At 73.2% G+C, this 21,879-nt stretch carries 20 protein-coding genes; 11 read left to right on the plus strand and 9 right to left on the minus strand.

From position 1 onward, the window contains the following. The first annotated feature begins 9 nt into the window (after positions 1-9). Complete coding sequence (locus tag RBL05_RS08695; RefSeq protein ID WP_308739843.1) at positions 10-2,121, plus strand: S9 family peptidase; 2,112 nt, start codon at positions 10-12, stop codon at positions 2,119-2,121. 110 nt (positions 2,122-2,231) lie between these two features. Here the strand turns inward: RBL05_RS08695 and RBL05_RS08700 are convergent, their stop codons facing one another. The 3 genes from RBL05_RS08700 to RBL05_RS08710 are packed head-to-tail and all read right to left on the minus strand — an operon-like array spanning position 2,232 to position 4,823. Beyond that, on the minus strand, positions 2,232-3,077 hold the full coding sequence (locus tag RBL05_RS08700; protein WP_308739842.1) for a MetQ/NlpA family ABC transporter substrate-binding protein: 846 nt from the start codon (positions 3,075-3,077) through the stop codon (positions 2,232-2,234). Positions 3,078-3,114: 37 nt separating this feature from the next. Further along, positions 3,115-3,810, minus strand: a complete 696-nt coding sequence (locus RBL05_RS08705; protein WP_308739841.1) for a methionine ABC transporter permease — start codon at positions 3,808-3,810, stop codon at positions 3,115-3,117. Continuing rightward, positions 3,807-4,823: a methionine ABC transporter ATP-binding protein gene (locus tag RBL05_RS08710; protein WP_062946501.1), complete on the minus strand. Its 1,017-nt coding sequence runs from the start codon at positions 4,821-4,823 to the stop codon at positions 3,807-3,809. The genes RBL05_RS08705 and RBL05_RS08710 overlap by 4 nt, the downstream gene beginning before the upstream one ends. A gap of 227 nt (positions 4,824-5,050) precedes the next feature. On the opposite strand from RBL05_RS08710, the gene RBL05_RS08715 reads away from it, so the two are divergent. From RBL05_RS08715 to RBL05_RS08725, 3 genes are read left to right on the plus strand one after another with little or no spacing between them, the layout of a single operon-like run. Continuing rightward, positions 5,051-5,560, plus strand: coding sequence for a hypothetical protein (locus RBL05_RS08715; protein WP_308739840.1), 510 nt, complete (start codon positions 5,051-5,053; stop codon positions 5,558-5,560). 56 nt (positions 5,561-5,616) lie between these two features. Beyond that, the gene (locus tag RBL05_RS08720) at positions 5,617-6,786 is read left to right on the plus strand and encodes a sensor histidine kinase (RefSeq protein ID WP_308739839.1); all 1,170 of its coding nucleotides are present in this window, start codon (positions 5,617-5,619) and stop codon (positions 6,784-6,786) included. Continuing rightward, the gene (locus RBL05_RS08725) at positions 6,783-7,409 is read left to right on the plus strand and encodes a response regulator transcription factor (RefSeq protein ID WP_308739838.1); all 627 of its coding nucleotides are present in this window, start codon (positions 6,783-6,785) and stop codon (positions 7,407-7,409) included. The genes RBL05_RS08720 and RBL05_RS08725 overlap by 4 nt, the downstream gene beginning before the upstream one ends. Positions 7,410-7,425: 16 nt before the next feature. Here the strand turns inward: RBL05_RS08725 and RBL05_RS08730 are convergent, their stop codons facing one another. From RBL05_RS08730 to RBL05_RS08745, 4 genes are read right to left on the minus strand one after another with little or no spacing between them, the layout of a single operon-like run. Then, positions 7,426-8,460 carry an ABC transporter substrate-binding protein gene (locus RBL05_RS08730; protein WP_308739837.1) on the minus strand — a complete coding sequence of 345 codons (1,035 nt, stop codon included), beginning with the start codon at positions 8,458-8,460 and terminating at the stop codon, positions 7,426-7,428. A gap of 43 nt (positions 8,461-8,503) precedes the next feature. After that, the gene (locus tag RBL05_RS08735) at positions 8,504-9,361 is read right to left on the minus strand and encodes an ABC transporter permease (RefSeq protein ID WP_308739836.1); all 858 of its coding nucleotides are present in this window, start codon (positions 9,359-9,361) and stop codon (positions 8,504-8,506) included. Beyond that, positions 9,358-9,570: a hypothetical protein gene (locus RBL05_RS08740; protein WP_308739835.1), complete on the minus strand. Its 213-nt coding sequence runs from the start codon at positions 9,568-9,570 to the stop codon at positions 9,358-9,360. The genes RBL05_RS08735 and RBL05_RS08740 overlap by 4 nt, the downstream gene beginning before the upstream one ends. Further along, positions 9,522-10,154, minus strand: a complete 633-nt coding sequence (locus RBL05_RS08745) for an ABC transporter ATP-binding protein (protein ID WP_308739834.1) — start codon at positions 10,152-10,154, stop codon at positions 9,522-9,524. The genes RBL05_RS08740 and RBL05_RS08745 overlap by 49 nt, the downstream gene beginning before the upstream one ends. Positions 10,155-10,388: 234 nt before the next feature. Here RBL05_RS08745 and RBL05_RS08750 point away from each other — a divergent pair, with 234 nt between their 5' ends. Beyond that, positions 10,389-10,781, plus strand: coding sequence for an ArsR/SmtB family transcription factor (locus RBL05_RS08750; protein ID WP_308739833.1), 393 nt, complete (start codon positions 10,389-10,391; stop codon positions 10,779-10,781). Next, positions 10,778-11,830, plus strand: coding sequence for an SRPBCC domain-containing protein (locus tag RBL05_RS08755; protein WP_308739832.1), 1,053 nt, complete (start codon positions 10,778-10,780; stop codon positions 11,828-11,830). Before RBL05_RS08750 ends, RBL05_RS08755 begins: the two co-directional genes overlap by 4 nt. A gap of 39 nt (positions 11,831-11,869) precedes the next feature. On the opposite strand, the gene tadA is transcribed toward RBL05_RS08755, so the two are convergent. Continuing rightward, positions 11,870-12,382: a tRNA adenosine(34) deaminase TadA gene (gene tadA, locus RBL05_RS08760; protein WP_308739831.1), complete on the minus strand. Its 513-nt coding sequence runs from the start codon at positions 12,380-12,382 to the stop codon at positions 11,870-11,872. A 123-nt stretch (positions 12,383-12,505) separates the two neighbouring features. Between tadA and upp the strand changes: the two genes are divergently transcribed. After that, on the plus strand, positions 12,506-13,144 hold the full coding sequence (upp, locus tag RBL05_RS08765; protein ID WP_053918202.1) for a uracil phosphoribosyltransferase: 639 nt from the start codon (positions 12,506-12,508) through the stop codon (positions 13,142-13,144). A gap of 413 nt (positions 13,145-13,557) precedes the next feature. Continuing rightward, a complete protein-coding gene (locus tag RBL05_RS08770) occupies positions 13,558-14,328 on the plus strand; it encodes a winged helix-turn-helix domain-containing protein (RefSeq protein WP_308739830.1) in 771 nt (256 codons plus the stop codon). A gap of 755 nt (positions 14,329-15,083) precedes the next feature. Here RBL05_RS08770 and RBL05_RS08775 read toward each other — a convergent pair. Beyond that, entirely contained in the window at positions 15,084-15,875 is a 792-nt protein-coding gene (locus RBL05_RS08775) for a protein phosphatase 2C domain-containing protein (RefSeq protein ID WP_308739829.1), read from the minus strand. A 104-nt stretch (positions 15,876-15,979) separates the two neighbouring features. Here RBL05_RS08775 and RBL05_RS08780 point away from each other — a divergent pair, with 104 nt between their 5' ends. From RBL05_RS08780 to RBL05_RS08790, 3 genes are all read left to right on the plus strand, one after another. Further along, positions 15,980-17,722 (plus strand): MinD/ParA family protein, encoded by a 1,743-nt coding sequence (locus RBL05_RS08780; RefSeq protein WP_308739828.1) that lies wholly within the window; start codon positions 15,980-15,982, stop codon positions 17,720-17,722. Between the two features lie 192 nt (positions 17,723-17,914). After that, positions 17,915-21,055: a DEAD/DEAH box helicase gene (locus RBL05_RS08785; protein WP_308739827.1), complete on the plus strand. Its 3,141-nt coding sequence runs from the start codon at positions 17,915-17,917 to the stop codon at positions 21,053-21,055. Then, positions 21,052-21,843, plus strand: coding sequence for a hypothetical protein (locus tag RBL05_RS08790; RefSeq protein WP_308739826.1), 792 nt, complete (start codon positions 21,052-21,054; stop codon positions 21,841-21,843). Before RBL05_RS08785 ends, RBL05_RS08790 begins: the two co-directional genes overlap by 4 nt. Positions 21,844-21,879 lie beyond the last annotated feature (36 nt).

Raw genomic sequence — 21,879 nt, forward strand, 5'->3', positions numbered from 1 at the left:
TCTCGAGGGATGACCAGCCAGCACCCGGACACCCCCTCTCCCGAGCGACGCCCCACCGAGCGGATCCACCACGGCGATGTCGTGGTGGATCCGTACGAGTGGATGCGCGACAAGACCGATCCCGAGGTCATCGCGCACCTCGAGTCGGAGAACGCCTACGCCGACTCCCGCACCGCGCACCTCGGCGCGCTGCGGCAGCGCCTGGTCGAGGAGTTCGTCGGTCACACGCAGGAGACGGACCTGTCGGTGCCCGTGCGTCGCGGGAACTGGTGGTACATCACCCGCACCACCGCCGGAGACGACTACCCGAGATTCACCCGCGTGGCCGACGCGGGCGCGATGCCGCAGGTCGAGCCGGGGGTGATGCTCGAGGGCGAGCAGGTGCTGCTGGACGCCCAGGCCGAGGCCGCGGGGCACGAGTTCTACTCCCTCGGCGGGCTGACCCTCTCCCCCGACCACACCCTGCTCGCCTATGCGGTGGACACCGCCGGGGACGAGCGGTTCACGCTGCGGGTCCTGGACCTCTCCGCCGGCGAGGTGCTCGACGAGTCCGTGACCGGCACCGGTTACGGCATCGCGTTCTCCACCGATCAGCAGTGGCTGTTCTACGCGCGGGTCGACGACGCCTGGCGGCAGCACCAGGTCTGGCGCCATCGGATCGGCGCCGATCCGGCCGAGGACGTGCTCGTGCTCGAGGAGGGCGACGAGCGGTTCATGATCGGCTTCGAGCGCTCCCGCGACGAGACGACCCTCGTCATCCAGTCCGCCTCCACCACGACGGCGGAGGCGTGGCTGCTGGACCTCGCCGCGCCCGAGTCCGCGCCCGTTCGCGCGGGCGGGCGGCGCGACGGCGTGGACTACGCGGTCGAGCACGCCGGGGACCGCCTGCTGGTGGTGCACAACGACGGGCACACCGGCTTCGCGCTCGCGCAGGCGCCGCTCGAGACCCCGGAGCAGTGGGAGGAGCTGCTGGTCGCCGGCGAGGGCGAGCGGCTGCTGGCGGTGGAGTCGTTCGCGGGCTTCGTCGCGCTCGAGCTGCGCGCCGGCGGGCTCGCCTCGGTGCGGATCATCCCGCGGGCGGCCGACGGGTCGCTGCGGCTCGATCAGGCCGAGGACCTCACCCACGGCGGGGAGCTGGACACCGTCGAGCTCGACGCGAACCCGAACTGGGACCAGCAGGCGGTGCGCTACGAGCTCACCAGCCTGCTCACCCCGCCCACCGTCGCCGAGCGGGAGGTCGCCACCGGTGCGACCGAGATCCTGCGCGTCATCCCGGTGCCGAACTTCGATCCCTCCCTCTACGTGGAGCGGCGCGAGTGGGCGAGGGCGGCCGACGGGACCGCGATACCGCTCAGCGTCGTCGCGCGCAGGGAGGTCGCGGCCGACGGGACCGCGCCCGGGTATCTGTACGGCTACGGCTCCTACGAGGTCTCGGTCGACCCGTCCTTCGTGCCCACGCGCCTGTCCCTGCTGGACCGGGGCGTGGTCGTCGCGATCGCGCACGTGCGCGGCGGGGGCGAGATGGGCCGGGACTGGTACGACCACGGCAAGCTGCTGGAGAAGAAGAACTCCTTCAGCGACTTCGTCGCCGCGGCGGAGCATCTCGGCGCGAGCGGCCTCGTGGACCCGGCCCGGCTCGGGGCGGAGGGCCGCAGCGCGGGCGGGCTGCTGATGGGCGCGGTCGCGAACCTCGCCCCGGGGCGGTTCCGGGCGATCATCGCCGGGGTGCCCTTCGTGGACGCGCTGACCACGATCCTGGATCCCTCGCTGCCGCTGACCGTCGGCGAGTGGGAGGAGTGGGGCGACCCGCTGCACGACCCGGCCGTGTACGAGTACATGAAGGAGTACACGCCCTACGAGAACGTGCAGGCGGTGGAGTACCCGGCGATCTTCGCCTCGACCTCGCTGAACGACACCCGCGTGTTCTTCGTCGAGCCCGCGAAGTGGGTGGCCCGCCTGCGCGAGACGGTCACCTCCGACCAGGCCGAGCGCCCGATCGTGTTCCGCTGCGAGATGGTCGCCGGGCACGGCGGCCGCTCGGGCCGGTACCGCAAGTGGGAGCAGCGGGCCGACGAGCTGGCCTGGCTGCTGGATCAGCTGGGGGCGACGGAGCTGCTCTGAGGCGAGCTCTTCCGGACCGCCGCGAACGCACCGACGCCGCGCTCGCCCCTCGTGGGGCGGGCGCGGCGTCGTCGTTCCGTCGGCCGGCGTACGGCCTGGAGCGCTCGGGCTCAGAAGGCCGGGATGACCGAGCCGTCGGTGTAGGTCTCCTCGATGAAGGAGCGGACGTCGTCGCTGTGGAGCAGCTCGTCGAGCGTCACGAGGGCCTCGTTCTCCGCGTCGGCCGTGCGCACCACCATCATGTTCGCGTTCGGGTTGCCCTCGCCCTCCTCGATGACGATGGCCTCCTCGGAGGGGTTCAGGCCCGCCTCGAGGGCGTAGTTGCCGTTGACGACGGCGATCGCGAAGTCGGCGAGGGAGCGCGGGATCTGCGCGGCCTCGAGCTCGGTGAACTGCAGGTTCTTCGGGTTCTCGGCGATGTCGCCGGTGGTGGCCGAGGTGGGGGCGACGCCGTCGGCGAGGGTGATCACGCCGTGGGCGGCGAGCAGGTCCAGGCCGCGGCCGCGGTTGGTGGGGTCGTTCGCGATCGCGACCTCGTCCCCGTCCTTCAGCTCGTCGAGCGAGGTGAGGGTCTCGGAGTAGACGCCGAGGGGCTCCACGTGGATGCCCTCGAAGGCGTGGAAGTCGTAGCCCTTCTCGGACATCTGGCCCTCGAGGAAGGCGGGGGTCTGGTAGAAGTTCGCGTCGAGGTCGCCGTCGTTCAGCGCCTGGTTGGGCAGCTGGTAATCGGTGTACTCGATGATCTCGAGGGCGAGCCCGGCCTCCTCGGCGAGGTTGTCCTTCACGAAGGTGAGGATCTGGGCGTGCGGGGCCGGGGAGGCGCCGATGCGGATCGTGGTCACGCCGTTCTCCTCCGTCGGCCCCTCGGTGCCGCCGGCGCCGCAGGCGGCGAGGGCGAGCGCGGCGAGGCCCGCGCCGGAGGCGAGCAGAGTGGTGCGGCGGGAGATGTGGGTCATGGGGATGTCCTTCTCGACGAGGGTGGGATGAAGCAGGTCAGCGGGCCGCGGCGCGGTGGTCGACGGCGCGGGAGAGGGCGGAGCCGAGCGCCTGGACGGCGATCACGATGACCACCAGCACGACCACGGTCGCGACCATGACCACGTTGTCGTAGCTCTGGTAGCCGTTGCGGATCGCGAGGTCGCCCAGGCCCTTGCCGCCCACGGTGCCGGCCATGGCGGTGTAGCCGATGACGGCGATCGTGGTGGTGGTGAGGGAGCCGATGATGCCGGGCAGCGCCTCCGGCAGGAGGACCTGTCGGATGATCTGCCAGCGGGTGGCGCCCATCATCTGCACCGCCTCGACCTTCCCGGCGGAGATCTCGCGCAGGTTGATCTCGATGAGACGTGCGAGGAATGGGATCGCGGAGATCACCAGCGCGAACATCGCGGCGTTCGGCCCGGTCACGCGGCCCACGATGAAGCGGGTGACGGGGATCAGCGCGATGATCAGGATGATGAACGGGAAGGACCGCCCGACGTTCACGACGAAGCCGACAATGCGGTTCACCCAGCGGGCGAGACCGCCGCGGGCGCCGGAGGTCTCGAAGAGCAGCAGGCCCAGCGGAACACCGATGAGGGTGGAGAACAGCATGGTGCCCACGGTCATGTACAGGGTGATCAGGGTGTTGGACCACAGCGAGGTGGAGGAGTCCCAGGTGGTGAAGACGGGGTTGTCGAGCCACTCGATCATGCGGTCACCTCCTTCGCGACGACGCCGGCGCTCTCGAGCTCGGCGAGGAAGTCATCGAGCCCCTGGCGGGAGATCGGCTGTCCGGAACGGTTGCGCAGGGCGAGCTGGACCCGCCCCACCTGGCGGCCGCCGATGGTCTCGATGGTGCCGGCGACGAGGGTCGCCTCGGCCTCGTATGTCTCGGCCAGACGGATCAGGTCATCTGTGGTGCGGAAGCGCTCGGAGTCGCCGTAGTCGCAGTTCACGACCAGCGCCTCGATGCCGGTCGGAGCCGGCGGCAGCGGGATCAGCTCCGCGCTGAGGGGGCCGTGCGGATCGGCGGCGACCTCGAGCAGGTCGCCGCTCTGGGTGATCCGCCCGTCCTGGAGCAGGGTGACGGTGTCGCACACCTCGCGCACCACGCCCATCTCGTGGGTGATGATGACGACCGTGATGCCGAGGCGCTCGCGGAGGTCGGCGAGCAGGCGCAGGATCTGCCGGGTGGTGGTGCCGTCCAGGGCGCTGGTCGGCTCGTCGCACAGCAGCACCTTCGGCTCGGCGGCGAGGCCGCGGGCGATGCCGACGCGCTGGATCTGCCCGCCCGAGAGCTGCGCGGGATGGTTGTGCTCGCGGCCGGTGAGCCCCACGAGCTCGACCAGCTCGGCGACGCGGCGCTCGCGCTCGGCGCGGGGCACCCCGGCGATCTCGAGCGGGTGGGCGATGTTCTGGGCGGCGGTGCGGGAGTCCAGCAGGTTCGCGTGCTGGAAGACCATCCCGATGTTCCGCCGGGCGGCGCGCAGCTGGGCGCCCTCGAGCGCGGCGATGTCGGTGCCGTCGATCTCGACCCGGCCCGAGGTGGGCTTCTCCAGCCCGGTCAGGCAGCGGATGAGCGTGGACTTGCCCGCCCCGGAGCGGCCGACGATCCCGTGGATGCGGCCCGGCCCGAGGTGGAGGTCGATCCCGTCGAGCGCGACGACGGGGTCCCCGCCGCCGGGTGCGGGGAAGACCTTGCGCAGTGCGTCGAGAGTGATCACCCCGGAATTCAAGCATCGAGCGCCCCGCACGCCGAGCACGCGTTCATCTGCCGCAACAAACGTCACAGACCTGCAGGTCCCCATGTGGACGGGGTCACGCCGTGCGGTCTGACATCTGTCATGGGCGGGCCGTGAGGGACACATCCCGGTCGATGACACCGCGCCCTGCCGCGCAGCGCCGTGCACGGGGAGGCTGGAACCATCATCAACCCGGAAGGACCCCACCCATGTTCCAGGACCTCCTCGTCCAGCTGCACGACCTCGTCTCCGGCCTCGCGCCGTGGCAGCAGGTTCTCGCGCTCGTCCCCGCCGGTGCGATCCCCTTCATCGAGAGCTATCTCGGCTCCTTCCTGGGCACCACCCTCGGCATCCACCCGGTCCTCGCGATCCCGGCGGCGGTGCTGGGGAACCTGGTGGCGACCTTCGTGGTGATCGCGCTGGCCGGCCGCACCCGGGACGCGATCGCCCAGGGTCGCGGGAAGCACGGGGGCCGCTCCGCCGTGGAGCCCAGCCCCTCCCGCTTCCGGACCAAGGTCGCCGCGGCGCTGGAGAAGTACGGGGTGCCCGGGGTGTGCCTGCTGGGGCCGTTCGTGGTCGCCTCGCAGATCTCCGGACCTGCACTGATCGCGCTCGGCGCCGCGCGCGGCCGGGTCTACCTCTGGATGGGCATCTCCATCATCCTGTGGGGCATCGTCTTCGGCGCCTTCGGCGGCCTGTTCCTCGCCGCGATCGGCTGAGCGGATACGCTTCGCCCCAGCTCGTCGACCGTTCCCACGCCGAGGGGAGGACCGCGGTGAAGACCCGCACCGCACGCCAGTGGAGCGTGTTCTACGCCTACACGGCGTGGTCGGTCGTGCTCATCCAGGCGATCTTCCCGCTGGGGGTCCTGCTCGCGTTCGGCACCCCGGTGCCCGCGCTGCTGGCCGAGGCCCCGGCGGCGACCGCGGTGCTGATCGTGCAGATGGTGGTCGGCGCCTGGTCCGGACACCGAGCGCTCGCACTGTGGTCGGCGGCGGCGCTGCCCGAGGCGCGGGACCGCTGGGACCTCCCGCAGGTGGGCAGCATCCCGGCGGACCGCTCGCTGCTCGCCACCGCGGTGCCGTCAGCGGTCATCGTGCTGCTCCAGCTGCTCGGCCTCTCCGCGGCCCCCGTGCTCGCCGCCTCGCTCACGCTGCTCGCCGCCTCGGCGCTCCTGCGATGGCGCTGGCAGATCGGGGCGGCGGTGGCGGTCGCGACGACGGTGATCGCGATGGCGTTCGGGCTCTCCGCCCCCGTCGCCTTCCCCACCGGTGCGATGCTGCTCGCCGTGGTGCTCACGGTGCGGATGTCCCTGTGGCTGGCGGCGATGGTGCGCGAGCTCGACGACGCACGCGAGGCGCAGGCGCAGCTCGCCGTCGCCGAGGAGCGGCTGCGCTTCGCCCGCGACCTGCACGACGTCACCGGGCGGGACCTCTCCGTGATCGCCGTGAAGACCGAGCTGGTGGCGCAGCTGGCCGAGCGCGGCGACCCCCGCGCCGCGGAGCACGGCCGGGAGGCGGCGCAGATCGCCCGCACCTCGCTCGCCGAGATCCGCTCGCTCGTGCGCGGCTACCGCGAGGCGGATCTCGCGACCGAGCTGCAGGGCACTGCATCGCTTCTGCGCTCCGCGCACGTGGAGGTCACGGTCCACGGCGCGGCCGAGGACGTCCCCGCGGCCCGGGCCGGCACCGCCGCCTGGGTGCTGCGAGAGGGTGGGACGAACATCCTGCGCCATGCCGACCCGTCGGCCGTGGAGATCACCCTCCGCGCGGACGGCGTCACGATCGTCAACGACGGTGCGCCCGAGGGCGCCGAGGTCCGGGAGGGCAGCGGGCTGGCCGGGATGCGGGAGCGCCTCGAGGACGAGGCGACCCTGGAGGTTCGCCGCGAGGACGGCACCTTCACCCTCGACGTCCGCTTCACCCCGACCGGAGGATCCCGATGACCGATGCCCCTCCTCGCCCGCTGCGCGTGGTGCTCGTCGACGACGAGCACCTGATCCGCTCGGCGCTCGCGACGATGCTCTCGCTCGAGGAGGACCTCGAGGTGCTCGGCGAGGCCGGGACGGTCGCCGAGGGCGCGCGGCTGATCGCCGAGACCACGCCGGACGTCGCCGTGGTGGACCTGCAGCTGCCCGACGGCGACGGGCTCGAGCTGTGCGAGCAGATCGCGGAGGCCTCCCCCGCGACCCGCTGCCTGATCCTCACCTCGCATGCGCGGCCCGGCTATCTCAAGCGCGCCCTCGCACAGGGGGTGCTGGGCTTCCTGCCGAAGACCACCTCGGCCGAGCAGCTCGCTCGCGCAGTGCGCTCGGTCGCGAACGGGCGCCGCGCGATCGACCCCGAGCTCGCCGCGGAGACGATCTCCTCGGGCGACTCCCCGCTCACCCCGCGCGAGGCGGACGTGCTCGAGTTCGCGGCCGACGGCGCCCCGGTCGAGCAGATCGCTCGGCGCGCCCATCTGGCCCCGGGGACCGTGCGCAACTACCTCTCGAGCGCCCAGGCGAAGCTGCAGGCCGCGAACCGGCACGAGGCCGCCGCGATCGCCCGCCGCCAGGGCTGGATCTGAGGCCCGCGGAGGCGACTCAGCCCGCCGCGGCCTCCGCGAAGCTCGCGTCGACGATGCCGGCGATGTCCAGCGGCTCGGTGTAGGTGATCTGCTCGGCGTCGATCCACACGGACTGCATGGCCTCGAGCTGCTCGGGCTGCGGGGCGAGGTCGGGGAGGTAGCTGTACATCGGGGAGGCCTTCAGCACCTCGATGTCCTGGCCGAGGGTGTCGGCGAGGATCTGGTAGACCTCGTCGGTCTGCTTCCCGTCGGCCGAGAGCTCCTGGGCGCCCTTGGCCAGCGCGGTGAAGAAGCCCTGCGCGAGCTCGGCGCCGACGAAGGTCTCGGAGTACATCACGCCCGTGCCGGTGGTGCCCTTCGCGGGGACCGCGAGCGGGGAGGCGATCCCGGCCTCCTCGATCGAGGAGGAGAAGGGGGCCGACGGGGTCGCCGCGTCGACGGAGCCGTTGGTGAGCGCCGGCTCCTGGTCGGGGGTGGCGAGGTTGGAGATCTGCACGTCGTTCAGGGTCAGCCCGCCCTCCTCGAGCATCGCCGCGAGCAGGTATCCGCCGGTCGCGCCGGGTCCGCCGGCCACCCCGATGGTGCGCCCCTTGAGGTCCGCGACCTCGCTGACGGTGCCGTCGTCGAGGAGGTCCTGGCGCACCTCGAGCGCGGTGGGCGAGTTCTCCGGGTCGCCCGGGGAGATGCCCATGGAACCGACGACCTTGAAGGCCACGCCCTGCTCGAGGGCGTTGAACATCCCGGCGCTGAATCCGGCGACCATCACGTCGAGCTGGTCGTTGGACAGCATCGGCACGCCGTCCTGGCCGGACTTCAGCGGGGTGAGCTCGAGGGTGATGCCCTCGTCCTCGAAGTAGCCCATCGCGTCGGCGATGTACAGCGGCGCGAACAGGGCCGAGGGCAGGTGGCCCACGCGCACGGCGCCGGAGGCGGAGCCGCCGTCGGCGCCGCCGCCGGAGCTGTCCTCGCCGGTGATGGCGGAGCCGCAGGCGGTCAGGGCGCCGCCGAGGGCGGTGGCGGCGGTGAGGGAGAGAAGGGTGCGTCGTCGCATCGGTGCTCCTAGGGGTGCGGGGTGGTGTGGTGCGGGGTAGGGGTCAGCGCTCGCGGCGCCAGGGCAGCAGCAGCTTCTCGGAGCGGCTGAGGATCGTGGTGACCAGGGCGCCGATCAGTCCGATGACGACCAGGCCTACGTAGAGCTTCTCCGGGATGAACAGCTGCCAGGAGTTCCAGATCAGGTAGCCGAGCCCGGTGGTGGTCGCGCCGGTGAACTCGACGGCGGTGACCACCACGACGGCGGTGCCGGTGGCGGTCTTCAGCCCGGAGAACACGAAGGGCATCGCGCCGGGCAGGACCACGTGGCGGAAGCGGGCCAGCCCCGTCGCGCCGTAGGCGGCACCGGCCTCGAGCAGCTTGCGGTCGATCGCCCACACGCCGGAGACGGTGTTGATCTGCATGATGAAGAAGGTCGTGATGAACACGGCGATGATCTTCGGCAGCTCGGTGGGCCCGAAGATCATCAGCAGGATCGGGAAGATCGCGATCTTCGGCAGCGGGTAGAGCGCGGAGAACAGCGGGCCGAGCGCGGCGTTCAGCGCCCGGGAGGCGCCCATCAGCAGGCCGACGACGATCCCGGCGAGCGCGCCGATCCCGCCGCCGACGGCGAGGCGCATCAGAGTGGGCGCGGTGTGCTGCCACAGCTCGCCGCTCAGCAGCATCTCCCAGCCCGCGGCGACGATGCGGGTGGGCGGCGGGAAGAAGCGCGGGTCGATGATCTCCACGCGTGCACAGAGCTCCCACAGCACCAGCAGCAGGATCGGCGCGGCGATCGAGAGGACCAGGTCGCGGGTGGCCAGGCGTCGGTCACGGGCGCGCTGCTCCCGGGCGGCGAGGAGGGTGCGCTGCTCGCGGCCGTCGGCCGTGGTCGCGGGGCGGGAGGCGGGGGCGGTGCTCATGCGGTCTCCTCGGCGGTGCGGGCGTCCTCGCGCAGCAGGTCCCAGATGCGCGAGCGCAGCGCCGCGTACTCGGGGTCGCGCTCGATCTCGAAGGAGCGGGGGCGGTCGAAGGGGACGGTGATGTCCTCGCGGAGGGTGCCGGGACGGCCGGACATCACGATCACGCGGTCGGAGAGGATGATCGCCTCGTCGATGTCGTGGGTGACCATGAGGACGGTCTTGCGCTCGGCCTCCCACAGGGCGATGAGCTCCTCCTGCATGAGCATGCGGGTCTGGGCGTCCAGTGCGCCGAGCGGCTCGTCCATGAGCAGCACGGGGAGCCGGTCGCGAAGGCGCGGGCGATCGCGACGCGCTGGCGCATGCCGCCGGAGAGCTGGTGGGGGTAGGAGTCCGCGAAGTCGGACAGGCGCACGCGGGCGAGCCAGTCGTCGGCGATGCGTCGGCGCTCGGCCGTGCCGGTGCCCGTCATCCGCAGGCCGAAGGCGACATTCTCCCGCACCGTCATCCAGGGGAAGACGCCGTGCTCCTGGAACACGAAGGCGGCGGGGATCCGGTGGCCCTCGGCCGGCATCGTCACGGAGCCGACGGTGCGCTCCTCGAGCCCGCCGAGGATGCGCAGGAAGGTCGACTTCCCGCAGCCGGAGGGGCCGACGATGCAGGTGAAGGAGCCGGGCTCGAGGGTGAGGGAGAAGTCCTCGAGCGCCCAGACGGGGTCGGTGCCGGAGAAGAAGACCTTCGAGACGTCCTCGGCGACGACGGCGCCGGGCGGGACGGCGGGAGAGGTGATGTGCATGCGTGCTCCTGGCCCTCGGGGCGGACGACGTCGTCGGCGACCGGCGGGGACGTGCGGGATCGATCGGTGCGGGACGGTGCGGGCGGGCCCGCGAGGCCACTCTAGACGGCCGTCTCGGAGTGCGGACCTGCGATCTCGCACGATGGACCTCTCGAGGAGTCCCCGCCACCCCCTTGACACCCGGGGCGGGGAGGAGGACTGTGCAACCAGTTCCTTACTTAAGGAGTTGGTGACATGCAGTCTGCGGCGGATCCGCTCTCGCGGGTCTTCCACGCCCTGGCGGACCCCACCCGGCGCGCGATGATCGAGCGCCTCGCCCGGGGACCGCTGCGCGTGGGCGACCTCGCCGAGCCCTTCGCCGTCTCCCGCCCCGCGATCAGTCAGCACCTGCGGGTGCTGGAGGAGGCAGGGCTGATCAGCCGGACCCCGCAGGCGCAGTGGCGCCTGTGCACCCTCACCCCGGAGCCGCTCGAGGCGGCGACCGACTGGGTCGAGGAGCACCGACGGATCTGGTCCGGCCGCTTCGACGCCCTCGAGGACGTGCTGCGCAGCATGCCCAGCGTGCACAGCGCCGAGGGCGCGCAGGATCCCCAGGACCCGGCTCGCCAGGACGGAGACCCCTCATGACCGACGACGACATGACCACCCCCGCCTCCTTCACCCTCACCCGCACCCTCGAGGCGCCGCGCGCGCTGGTCTGGCGCGCCTGGACCGATCCCGCGCTGACCGCCCGCTGGTGGCATCCCGCCGGCGTCGAGGTCGAGACCGGCTCGGTCGCGATCGACCTGCGCGAGGGCGGGCAGTACGCCTACACGATGACCGTGGACGGGCAGCGCTGGCCGACGGCCGGCACCTATCTCCAGATCCGCGAGCCGGAGCTGCTGCGCTTCACCTGGCGCGGCCCGGAGGACGCCGACGAGGTCTCGCCGCTGGTCACGGTCGCGCTCGAGGAGCTCGGCGCCGAGCGCACCCGGATGGTGTTCACGCTCGAGCGGCGCGTGCCCGCCGAGGCCGGCGAGGACGAGGACGTACGCGACGGCTGGCGCTCGGCGCTCGACGAGGTGCTGGTGCCGCTGCTGGGCGAGCTCGCCGGCGGCTCCGGCACGGGCCGTCCGCGGATCGTGCTCGAGCAGCTCGTCTCGGCCGACGGCTTCGCGGCCGAGCCCGACGGCGGGATGCGCTTCGTGGAGGCGGTGAGCTTCGAGGACCTCGACCGCACCGACGAGCACCAGATGGAGTTCGTCGCGACGGTCGACGCGATCGTGCTGGGCCGCGTCACCTACGAGATGTTCCGCGAGTACTGGCCGACGGCCGATCCGGAGCACGACCGGCTCGCCGGGCCGATCAACGCCCTGCCCAAGCTCGTGGTGAGCGAGACCCTCGAGACCGCGCCGTGGGGCGAGGGCGAGGCGCAGATCGTGCGCGGCGGGGTGGACGCCCTGCGCGAGGTGATCGCGCCGTACGGCAGGGTCGTCGTGTGGGGCAGCCTCACGCTGTCGAGGGCTCTGCTGGCCGCGGAGCTGGTGGACACGATCCGGCTGCGCACGGTCCCGACCTTCGTCGGCGAGGGGCTCACCTTCACCCCGCCCACCAGGGATCCGCTCGTAGCGCGGCTCGGCGAGCAGTGGCGCTACTCCACCGGGCACGTCACCACCGAGTACCACCTGCGGGACTGAGCAGCGGCGGGGGCGGCGGCGGGACGGAGCGCGGGGGCGTCAGCGCTTCCGACGGGCGCGGAAGAAGTCGCGCAGCAGGTCGCCGCACTCCTGCCCGCGCACCCCGGTGGTGAGCTCGACGCGGTGGTTAAGCCGCGGCTCGCGCACCAGGTCGTAGAGAGAGCCGGCGGCCCCTGCCTTGGGATCCATCGCCCCGACGACCACCCGCTGCACGCGGGAGAGCACGATCGCGCCCGCGCACATGGTGCACGGCTCGAGGGTGACGACGAGGGTGGCGCCGGTGAGGTTCCAGCGCCCGGTCGCGCGTGCCGCGGCGCGCAGGGCGAGGATCTCGGCGTGGGCCGTCGGATCCTCGTCGGCCTCGCGGCGGTTCCCGGCGGTCGCGAGCACCTCGCCGTCGGCCCCGACCACGACGGCGCCGATGGGCACGTCGGCGGGCTCGCGCTCGGCGGCGGAGCGGGCCTCGGCGAGCGCGAGGCCCATCAGCTCGTCGTCGCTCGGAAGGGATGCCGGGAAGCCGGGTGGTGTCGGGGTGGCCGGGGCGTCGGTCATGCACTCATTCTCCAGTGCTCCCCCGTGCGGCGAGCGCCGGGGGCGCGAGACCATCCTCTCCCCTGGACCGTCCGTCGGCCCTGCGCGGCATGGCACGGGGCGCGCTCCGGTAGATTCCCTCCCATGCGCGTTCTGGAGATCGACCACCCCCTCGTCGCCCACAAGCTGTCGGTGCTGCGCAATCGCGCCACCCATTCCTCGGTGTTCCGCCAGCTCGCCGACGAGCTGGTGACCCTGCTGGCCTACGAGGCGACCCGCAACGTCGCCACCGCGCCGGTGGAGATCGAGACGCCGGTGACCACGATGACCGGCACCCGCCTGACCAACCCCAAGCCGATGGTGGTGCCGATCCTCCGCGCGGGCCTGGGCATGCTGGACGGCCTCACCCGCCTGCTGCCGACCGCCGAGGTGGGCTTCCTGGGCATGGTCCGCAACGACGAGACCCTCGAGGTCACCACCTACGCGAACCGTCTGCCGGAGGACCTCTCCGGGCGGCAGTGCTTCGTGCTGGACCCGATGCTCGCCACCGGCCACACCCTCATCGCCTCCTGCGAGTACCTCCACGAGCGCGGCGCGAAGGACATCACCTGCGTGACCCTGCTGTGCGCACCGGAGGGGCTGAAGGCGCTCGAGGAGCAGCTGGACCCCGCGATCGACCTCACCGTCGTCACCGCCGCGATCGACGAGAAGCTCAACGAGAAGGGCTACATCGTGCCCGGTCTGGGCGATGCCGGCGACCGCCTCTTCGGCGTCGTCGACTGAGAACGCGGCCACTGACCTGCACGAAGGCCCTCCGCGAGGGCCTCGACGCAGTACCCTGACGCCCCGTCGCCGTCCCGAAATGTGAACAGGCGCTTGCCCCTCGGGACGGGACGGGGCATCCTCTTTGCCATGACCTCGATCGCCGCGCACCGCGAGACCGCCCCCCGGGTGGTCCGCTCCGCCATGCGCGCGATGATGTTCATGATGATGATGCCGATGATGCATCGTCAGCCGAGCCTCTGAGCGCTCACGACCTCTCCGAGATCGGCTGACAGGAGCCGGCCGGAGGGCGCGGGCTCCAGGTGCCACCGGGAGCACACCCCTCACCGATCCGCCTCAGGCGTCGATCACCCAGGGATCCCGGGCCCACCGCCCGCCGCGCAGGACGCGCCGCATCTCGGAGAACTCGCATCATGACCATCACCCTGGATCGACCCACCACCAGCACCACCGCCCCGCGCACCCGGTCCGCCGCGCCCCGCCTGCAGCGGGTGGGCGGGACCGCCTCGCGCCCCGTCGTCACCGAGGACGCCGTCACCATCACGGTGTCGGTCTCCTTGCCCGCCGGGACCGGCGACGTCGAGGCCGCGCTCATCGCCGACGAACTGCGCACCCGGGCGCAGCGCCTGGTCTCCGCCCGCGACGGCCGCACCACGGTCTCGGTGGACAGCCCCCGCGCCTTCGCCGCGACCGGCCGCGGCACGACCCGTCCCCTGCCGCCCCGCGCCCAGGGCGCCGCCGCGGTGAGCCCGCTGCGGCCGCGTCGCAAGGGGATCGTCTCCCCGAACTCGCCGGCGCGACGCGATGCGGAGGCCGCCCGCCGCCGCCAGCTGCAGGCCACGGCCGTCAGCCCCGCGAGCCCCTCGCTGGCCCCTGAGGACTCGCTGGTCATCGACCTGTTCGGCCGCCGGGTGCGGATCGACGGGCAGGACGTGGACTTCACCCACAAGGAGTTCGAGCTGCTGGCCAAGCTGGCCCGCGACTCGCGCCGCACCATCTCCCGCACCGAGCTCATGGAGTCGGTCTGGGCCGATGCACCCGAGGACACCGGTGAGCGCACGGTCGACGTGCACGTGCGCCGCGTGCGCACCAAGCTCGGCCGCTACCGCCGCCTGATCTCGACGGTGCGCGGCGCCGGCTACCGCCTGGACCCGGGCAGCGACGTCGCGGTCCTGGGGTCCTGAGGCGCGGAGGCGCCGGGCCGGGCGGGGTCGTCCCCGCTCCGGGCCCGGCATGCTCCGGCCGCGTCTGCTGCGCGCCGACCGGATCTGCCGCGCCCCGGCTGGGTCGCCGGTCGCGCGTGTCGCGCTCCGGTCGCGACATCGGCCGTGCGGGATCAGCGGCGAACTGCCATGGAATGCGACGAGCGGCCCGGAGCTCTCAGCCGACAGTGTCGGGGGCTCACGGACCGCTCGTCAGGCCTGTCGTCCGTCAGGGGTGGGTGCGGGCGAACAGGCTGGACGGGCTGCCACAGGTGGGGGAACCTGGCATTGTCGCCCGTCCGGCCGCTCCCCATGAGGGGGGTCTTGAGGAACGGCACATCTCTCAAATTTTCAATGTCTTCCGACGCTCGGAACACTACCAGCCGAACGCGGGGGTTTCATCCCCCGAAGACAGACTCCGTACGTTCTTCGCGTCACGCTCCCCGCTGGGGCTCGCGACGCCTTCCCGAACGACGTCGTGTCACCGAGTCTAGGCCCTGGATCGCCGTCTGTAAACGCACGGGGATGCCCTGTTCTTGCAGGTGACGTGCAGGAAACATAGTTCGGACGACACGCCGGGAAAAGGTCGAGCGATCCCCATGAAAGCGTCAAGAGACGCGGTCGGAGGGCACTTCGCGGACGCGGCACCGCCGCCCGGCCGGATGGTCGGCGCTCCGGTCGCCCTCGACGTCGGCCCCGCGCTCCCACCGTGCATGCTCGGTTCTCCCAGCTGCACCTCAGGGGTGATTCGTCCGAGATGCCCGATCCCCTGCGATGGGCGGCCGAAGACGGAGGGTGAGCGAGGTCGCGTCGTCGTGGCGCTTGCGCGGCACCCGCTCCGGGCCCAGCGCGTCCTCCGCTCGCCGGATCGAGGAGATCACCGCCCGCGGATCCGCGGAGAGAGCGCGAGCGAGCGAGACGTCGTCGTGCAGCCCCAGCAGCTCCACCGCCCGGGTCACGCCGTCGCTGAGCAGATGGACGGCCGCGAGGTCCGCGAGCGGGACCCGGCCCGTCAGCGCCTCGTCCGCGGCCGCCGGCTCGTGACGGGCGACCCAGAAGCCGCCGGGGGCGTTGCGGCACGCCTCGATCGCCTCGGCGCCGCGCTCGCGGCGCACCACCTCCTCGATGCGCCGGTCGGTCAGGCGCACGACGGAGCCGTCCCGATGCTCCAGGAGCAGGGAGGCGTCGCAGAGCACGAGGTGCTCGAGGTGCGTCCCGGTGCGGCGCACGGCGGCCACGGTGGCCGAGGGGCCGCCCGCCTCGAGGTCGCACTCGTGCTCGTGCAGGGAGCGGACCTCGCCGATCGCGGCGGCGAGGGCGCCGGCGAGCGGGAGGGAGGGGTCCTGGGCGCGGGAGAGGAGGCGGGCGGCGAGGGTGTGGGAGAACCAGGCGACGCCGTGACGGCAGCCGGAGCGGAAGCGGGCGGGCACCCCGGCCCCGTCCAGGACCACGGCGACCTCGCCCAGCACCCCCGCCGCGTCCTCGTCCGCGCCGGGCACGGCCGGGTCGCTGAGGGACGTGATGTGCACGCCGCCACTGTAGGCGTGGGAGGGGGTCGCCGCGCCCGTAGAGTGGTCCCGGACCTCTGCCGCGGACCCCGTCCGGCGGCGCTCAGCATGGAAGGGATGACCAGATGATCGCGCAGGCGCGCATCACCTCCGAGACGACCGCCACGGTGCATCTCGCGGACGAGTCCGTCGAGGTCTCCGGGGCCGACCTCCCCGAGATCCGGGACCGGGTCAAGCAGGTCTTCATCACCTCCGCCAAGAGCGCCGACGAGGAGCTCGACGTGGTCATCGTCGAGCCCGACGTGCGTCACCACCTGCGCGTGGAGCCGAGCGGCCGGATCTCCCCGCGCGAGGCCGACGACCGCCCGCTCTTCGGCCCCGGGGCCGACGAGCCGCTGGTCGCGCCGCCGCTCATGGTCACCGGAGAGCATCCCGCGGTCGACGCCGAGGGCACCTCGGCCGCGCGTCCGCACCGTGCGCGCCGGCGCCGGGCCGCCGCGAAGCCGCCGAGCACCGTGCCGGGCTCCGCGAGCGGTGGCGCAGAGACGACCGGGGAGCATGCGGCGGTGACGACGGGCGAGCACGCCCGCGTCTCGCCGTTCGCTCCCGAGTCCGTCGACGTGACGGTGGCCGGTGTCGCACCGTCGGCGGCCGCGTCGACGGCGTCCGCACCGTCGGCTGTCGCGCCCGCCTCGAGCTCCGCGGCCTCGGCCGCCTCCGCCTCCTCGGCGGCCTCCGCGCCGTCGGCCCGCTCGGCCCGCTCCGCGCCGTCGGCCGTCTCCGCACCCTCGGCCGTCTCCGCGCCGTCGGCGCCGTCGGCCGCTCCCGCACCGTCCTCCCCCGAGGTCACGACCCCGGCGTCGTCCGGCGTCGCAGCGACCGCCCCGGCGGCGAAGCGACCGCTGCCCTCGCGCGCGGCGGTGCCCGCCGACGGCCGCCCCACCCTGCAGGACCTGCAGTCCTCGACCGCGAAGCACCGGAAGGTGAAGGCCACCCGCGGGTTCCGCGGCTTCATCACGCGCGCCACCGGCGGGGTGATCTCCCCCGGGCCCGGGAGGAAGGAGCGCCTGGAGATCGAGCGCCTGGAGCGGATCCGTCGAGCCCTGGACGGCCCGCGGAACATCGCGGTGGTGAACCTCAAGGGCGGCGCCCACAAGACCACCGCCTCCCTCATGATTGCCGCGACCCTCGGCGTGACCCGCGGCGGCAACGTCCTGGCCTGGGACAACAACGAGACCCGCGGCACCCTCGGCTGGCGCGGCGTGCCCACCGAGCACCACCGCACGGCCGTGGACCTGCTGCACGACATCGAGACGCTCCGCTCCCCCTCGGCGAGCAACGCGGACCTCGACCCGTACGTCCGGCCGCAGGGCGAGATGCGCTTCGACATCCTCGCCTCCGACGAGGACCCGGGCTCGGCCGCGCTGATCGACGACCGCGCCTTCGGCGAGCTCGACGAGGCGCTCTCGCGCTTCTACCGCATCAAGGTGATCGACACCGGCAACAACGTGCGCGCCTCGAACTGGCTGGCCGCCGTGAAGAGCGCCGATCAGCTGGTGATCATCTCGACCGTCCGCGAGGACACCTTCAACGCCGCGGCCTGGATGATCGACGAGCTGCGCGCGACGGGACTGGGCGAGCAGGTCGACCACGCGGTGACGATCCTGTCCCACTCCTCCAAGGGGAAGTTCGACCCGACGCTGCGCTCGCGCCTGCTCGCGCACTTCGGCGCGCACACCCGCGCGGTCGCCGAGGTGCCCTACGAGCAGCAGTTCGTCGACGGCACCCACCTGGACTGGAACCGGGTCTCCAAGGCCACCAAGAAGGCCTGGCTGGACGCGACCGCGCTCATCGTCGACGGGCTGTGAGCCGTCGGGCGGTGAGCCGTCGGGCGGTGAACGGGCGGGCCGCGAGCAGGTCGGCCGAGCACGGACGGGCCGTGCCGGGGACGTGCCCGCGGCCGTCCGGACCTCTCCTCCCCAGCGTCCTGCCCCGCGCGGCCGTCCACAGCGCGGCGCCGGCCGGTCCGTCCGTCGGCGCCGACGCCTAGGGTGGGCGCCATGCCCGATCGCCGCCTCCACCTCGTCGTCGACGAGGACCTCGGGCCCGCGCTGTGGGTGGCCGAGCAGACCGGCCCGCGCCGGTCCCGCGCCCTGGAGGACCTCGCCGGCCTGCGCGCCGACGCCCCCGCCGCGATCGCCGCAGCGCTCGAGGACGCCCCCGACCAGCTGCGCCACCGCGTGCGGATCCCGGGTAAGGACGGGGACCGTCGCCTGCCCGCGCTGCCGCTGTCCGGCACGGGCCTGACGGGCCTGGTCGGCGCCGCGACCGCCCTGCTCGCGGCACGCTTCGAGGACGAGCTGACGGACCGGCTGGCCGAGCTGCTCGCCGACGGGACCGCCGCCCGCCTCGCCGACTCCCTGATCGCGATGCCGAACCTGCTGGCCGCCTGCGTGCTGGACCTCCGTGCCCAGGAGCTGCTCGCCGCACGGCACCTGCGCGCCCGCGCGACCGAGCGCTACGGACGGCCCGTCATGCAGTGGCGCGCCCCCGATCCCGAGGCGCCGCCGCTGCTGCACGCGCTGGTCGACGGGCATGCCCGCACCGCCTTCGCCGAGCACCTGCGCAGCGCCCCGCCGCCGTCCGCCGATCCGACCGGGGTGCTGTGGGCGCTGGCCGACGACGGCGAGCTGCGCGCCGACCTGCCCGCCCAGCGCCGCCTCACCACCGCCTTCGACGCCTTCGTCGACTCCGGCCGCCCCGGCGTGCGGCTCGGCCCCGGGGACAGCGAGCTGGTGGTGCGACTGTTCCAGCCGCCGGTCGGCACCGCCTGGCCGCTGCAGACCTGCCTGCGCGAGGACGACGGGACCGTCCACCCCGTCGCGGACCTCCGCGCCGTCGGCGACCTCACCGCCGCCGGCGCCGCCGAGGCGTCCGCCGCCGTGCTGCGGCTGGCCCCCACCGTGCGCACCGCCGCCGTGGACGACACCGGCGTGGACTGGCTGCTGACCACCGAGGAGGCCTCCGCGTTCCTCGCCCTGGACACCCCCGCGCTCGAGCAGGCCGGGGTGACGGTGCTGCTGCCCCGCGACTGGACCGCCCAGCGCACCACCCTGCGCCCCCAGGAGGCCGAGGAGGAGCCCGGCGAGCGCAAGGGCTCCGGGGTGGGGCTCGGGGCGATGGCGTCCTTCCGCTGGCGGGTCGCCGTCGGCGACACCGAGCTCACCGAGGAGGAGATCGCGCAGATCCGCGAGGCGCAGGCCGAGATCGTGCAGCTGCGCGGCCAGTGGGTGCGCCTGGACCCCACCACCCTCCGCGCCGCCGAGCGGTTCCTCGACGCGTTCAGCCGCCGCACCCGCAGCAACCGGCTCGCCGCCGGCGAGGACGGCCAGGTGCAGAAGGGACACCGCGACGAGGCGGAGCGAGCCCGCGCCGCCCGGCGCAGGCCGGACCGCCCCGCCGCACCGGCGCTGCCGCCGCCCGCACCGGTCCCCGCCGAGATGGAGGGGCGTACGCCGTGGATCGAGATGTTCTCGATGATCCTCTCCCCCGAGGTCGCCGACGTCGACTTCGGAATGTCCGCCCTGGTCTCCGGCGGCAGCAGGGGCCTCGCCCGGCTGCTGCCCGGCGCGGAGGGCCCCTACCCCTATCCGCAGCCCGAGACGCTGCAGGCCACGCTGCGGCCCTACCAGCTCGACGGGCTGAACTGGCTGTGGGCACTGGATACGCAGTCCCTCGGCGGGATCCTCGCCGACGACATGGGGCTCGGCAAGACGATGCAGGTCCTCGCACTGCTGTGCCGTGAGCGGGAGGGGGTGCGCATGGAGCGCCTGGTGGACAGCCCGCTCACGGACCGACGCGAGATCCCGCCCATGCCTGTCGGCCCCACCCTGCTGGTGTGCCCGATGTCAGTGGTCGGGGCGTGGCAGCGCGAAGCAGAGAAGTTCGCGCCCTATCTCTCGGTGCACGTGCACCACGGCGGGGACCGGCTGCGGGACGAGTCCTTCGTCGACGGCACCTCCGACCTCGACCTCGTGATCACCACCTATTCGCTGCTGGCCCGGGACCTGCCGCTGCTGCAGGCCGTGCCCTGGCACCGGATCGTCTTCGACGAGGCCCAGCACGTGAAGACCCCCGGCACGCAGGTCACCCAGGCCGCCCGCTCGCTGCAGGCCCCGCACCGCCTGGCGATGACCGGCACCCCGGTCGAGAACCGCCTCGGCGACCTGCACTCCCTGATGGAGGCGGTGAACCCGGGCCTGCTGGGCAGCGCGGCGAGCTTCCAGGAGCGGATCGCCACCCCGATCGAGGAGGACGGCGATGAGAGCGCGATCAGCCGCCTGCGCTTCGTGACCTCGCCGTTCATCCTGCGCCGGGTGAAGACGGATCGCTCGATCATCCAGGACCTGCCCGAGAAGATCGAGCTGCAGCGGGTGGTGAACCTGACCCCCGAGCAGGCCGGGCTCTACGAGGCGATCGTGAACGAGCTGATGGTCCAGCTCGACGGGGCCGAGCAGAACAAGCGGCGCACCCTCGTGGTCTCCGCGATCACCCGGCTGAAGCAGGTGTGCAACCATCCCGCCCACTATCTCGGGGACGGCTCGCCGCTGGTGCGCGGCGGCGAGCACCGCTCGGGCAAGCTGGAGCTGGTGGACGACCTGCTCACCTCCGCCTTCGAGAAGGGCGAGAAGGCGCTGCTGTTCACGCAGTTCACCACCTTCGGGCACCTGCTGGTCCCCTACTGGGCCGAGCGCTTCGCCGAGCTCGGCATCGACTCGGTGCCCTTCCTCCACGGCGGGGTCGCCAAGCGCGACCGGGACGCGATGGTCGCCGAGTTCCAGGAGCAGCGGGACCGGCCGGGGCTGATGCTGCTGAGCCTGCGCGCCGGCGGCACGGGCCTGACGCTCACGGCCGCGAACCATGTGGTGCACCTGGACCGCTGGTGGAACCCGGCGGTGGAGAACCAGGCCACCGACCGTGCCTTCCGGATCGGCCAGCGCCGCGACGTCACCGTGAACACGCTGGTCAGCGCCGGGACGGTCGAGGAGAAGATCGACACCGTGCTCGAGGACAAGCAGGCCCTGGCCGACCTCACGGTGGGGCACGGGGAGGACTGGCTCGCCCAGCTCGACGACGACCGGCTGCTGGACCTGCTCTCCCTGGACGAGACGGACGAGGACCGAGGGGACGGGACCCGATGAGCATCCAGCTGCGCTCCCGCCGGGGACCGATCGGCACCGCCTGGCAGGCGGTCGCCCTGCGCGAGGCCGCCGAGCGGCTGCTCGGCCCGGGCAGGGCCGGCCGCGGCCGCGCCGATGCGCGCGCCGGCCGCGTGCAATGGCTCGAGGTCGAGCCGGGCGCCGCCCGCGCCGCGGTCGAGGACCCCGACGGCGGCCTGCACCAGGCCCGTCTGGACCTGCCCGCCTATCGCGACGGGGATCGGGAGGTGTTCCTGCAGGTCGCCCGCGCCCACCCCGAGCTGCCCGCGCGCCTGGCGGCCGGCACCTATCCCGAGCAGATCGAGGCCGAGCTCGCCCCCTCGATGCTCTCGCTGCTGCCGCGGGACGCCGCCGAGCTCTCCCACGACTGCGACTGCCTGGACTGGCCCGGTCCCTGCCGTCACGTCTCCGCGCTCGTGTACGTGCTGGTGGAGGCGGTGGACGAGCATCCCGTGCACCTGCTTACCCTGCGCGGGATCCGGCTCGAGGAACTCGTCGCACCGGCGCGAGCCGCGGGACAGCCCCGCGGCGAGGACGCGGACGACCCGGGGGACGGGGCGCCCGACGCGTGGGGCGGGTCGGAGGCAGCGCCGGAGGCCGCGCCCTACGACCCGCGGCACACCGATCCCGCACGCCTGGCGGAGGTGGTCGGCGAGGAGGCCGCCGCGATCATCGCCGCGTTCTACCACGCGGGCGCCGCGGAGGCGTCGAGCGGAGGCCCGGGCGGGGAGCTGGTCGACGGCACGGGCGGAGGCCCGGAGCGGGGCTGAGCGCCCGCAGCGCGGCCGCGATCGGGCCGTCCACAG

Origin of the sequence: Brachybacterium sp. GU-2 (assembly GCF_030866705.2) — a bacterium.
In the GTDB taxonomy this organism is placed as follows: Bacteria; Actinomycetota; Actinomycetes; order Actinomycetales; family Dermabacteraceae; genus Brachybacterium; species Brachybacterium conglomeratum.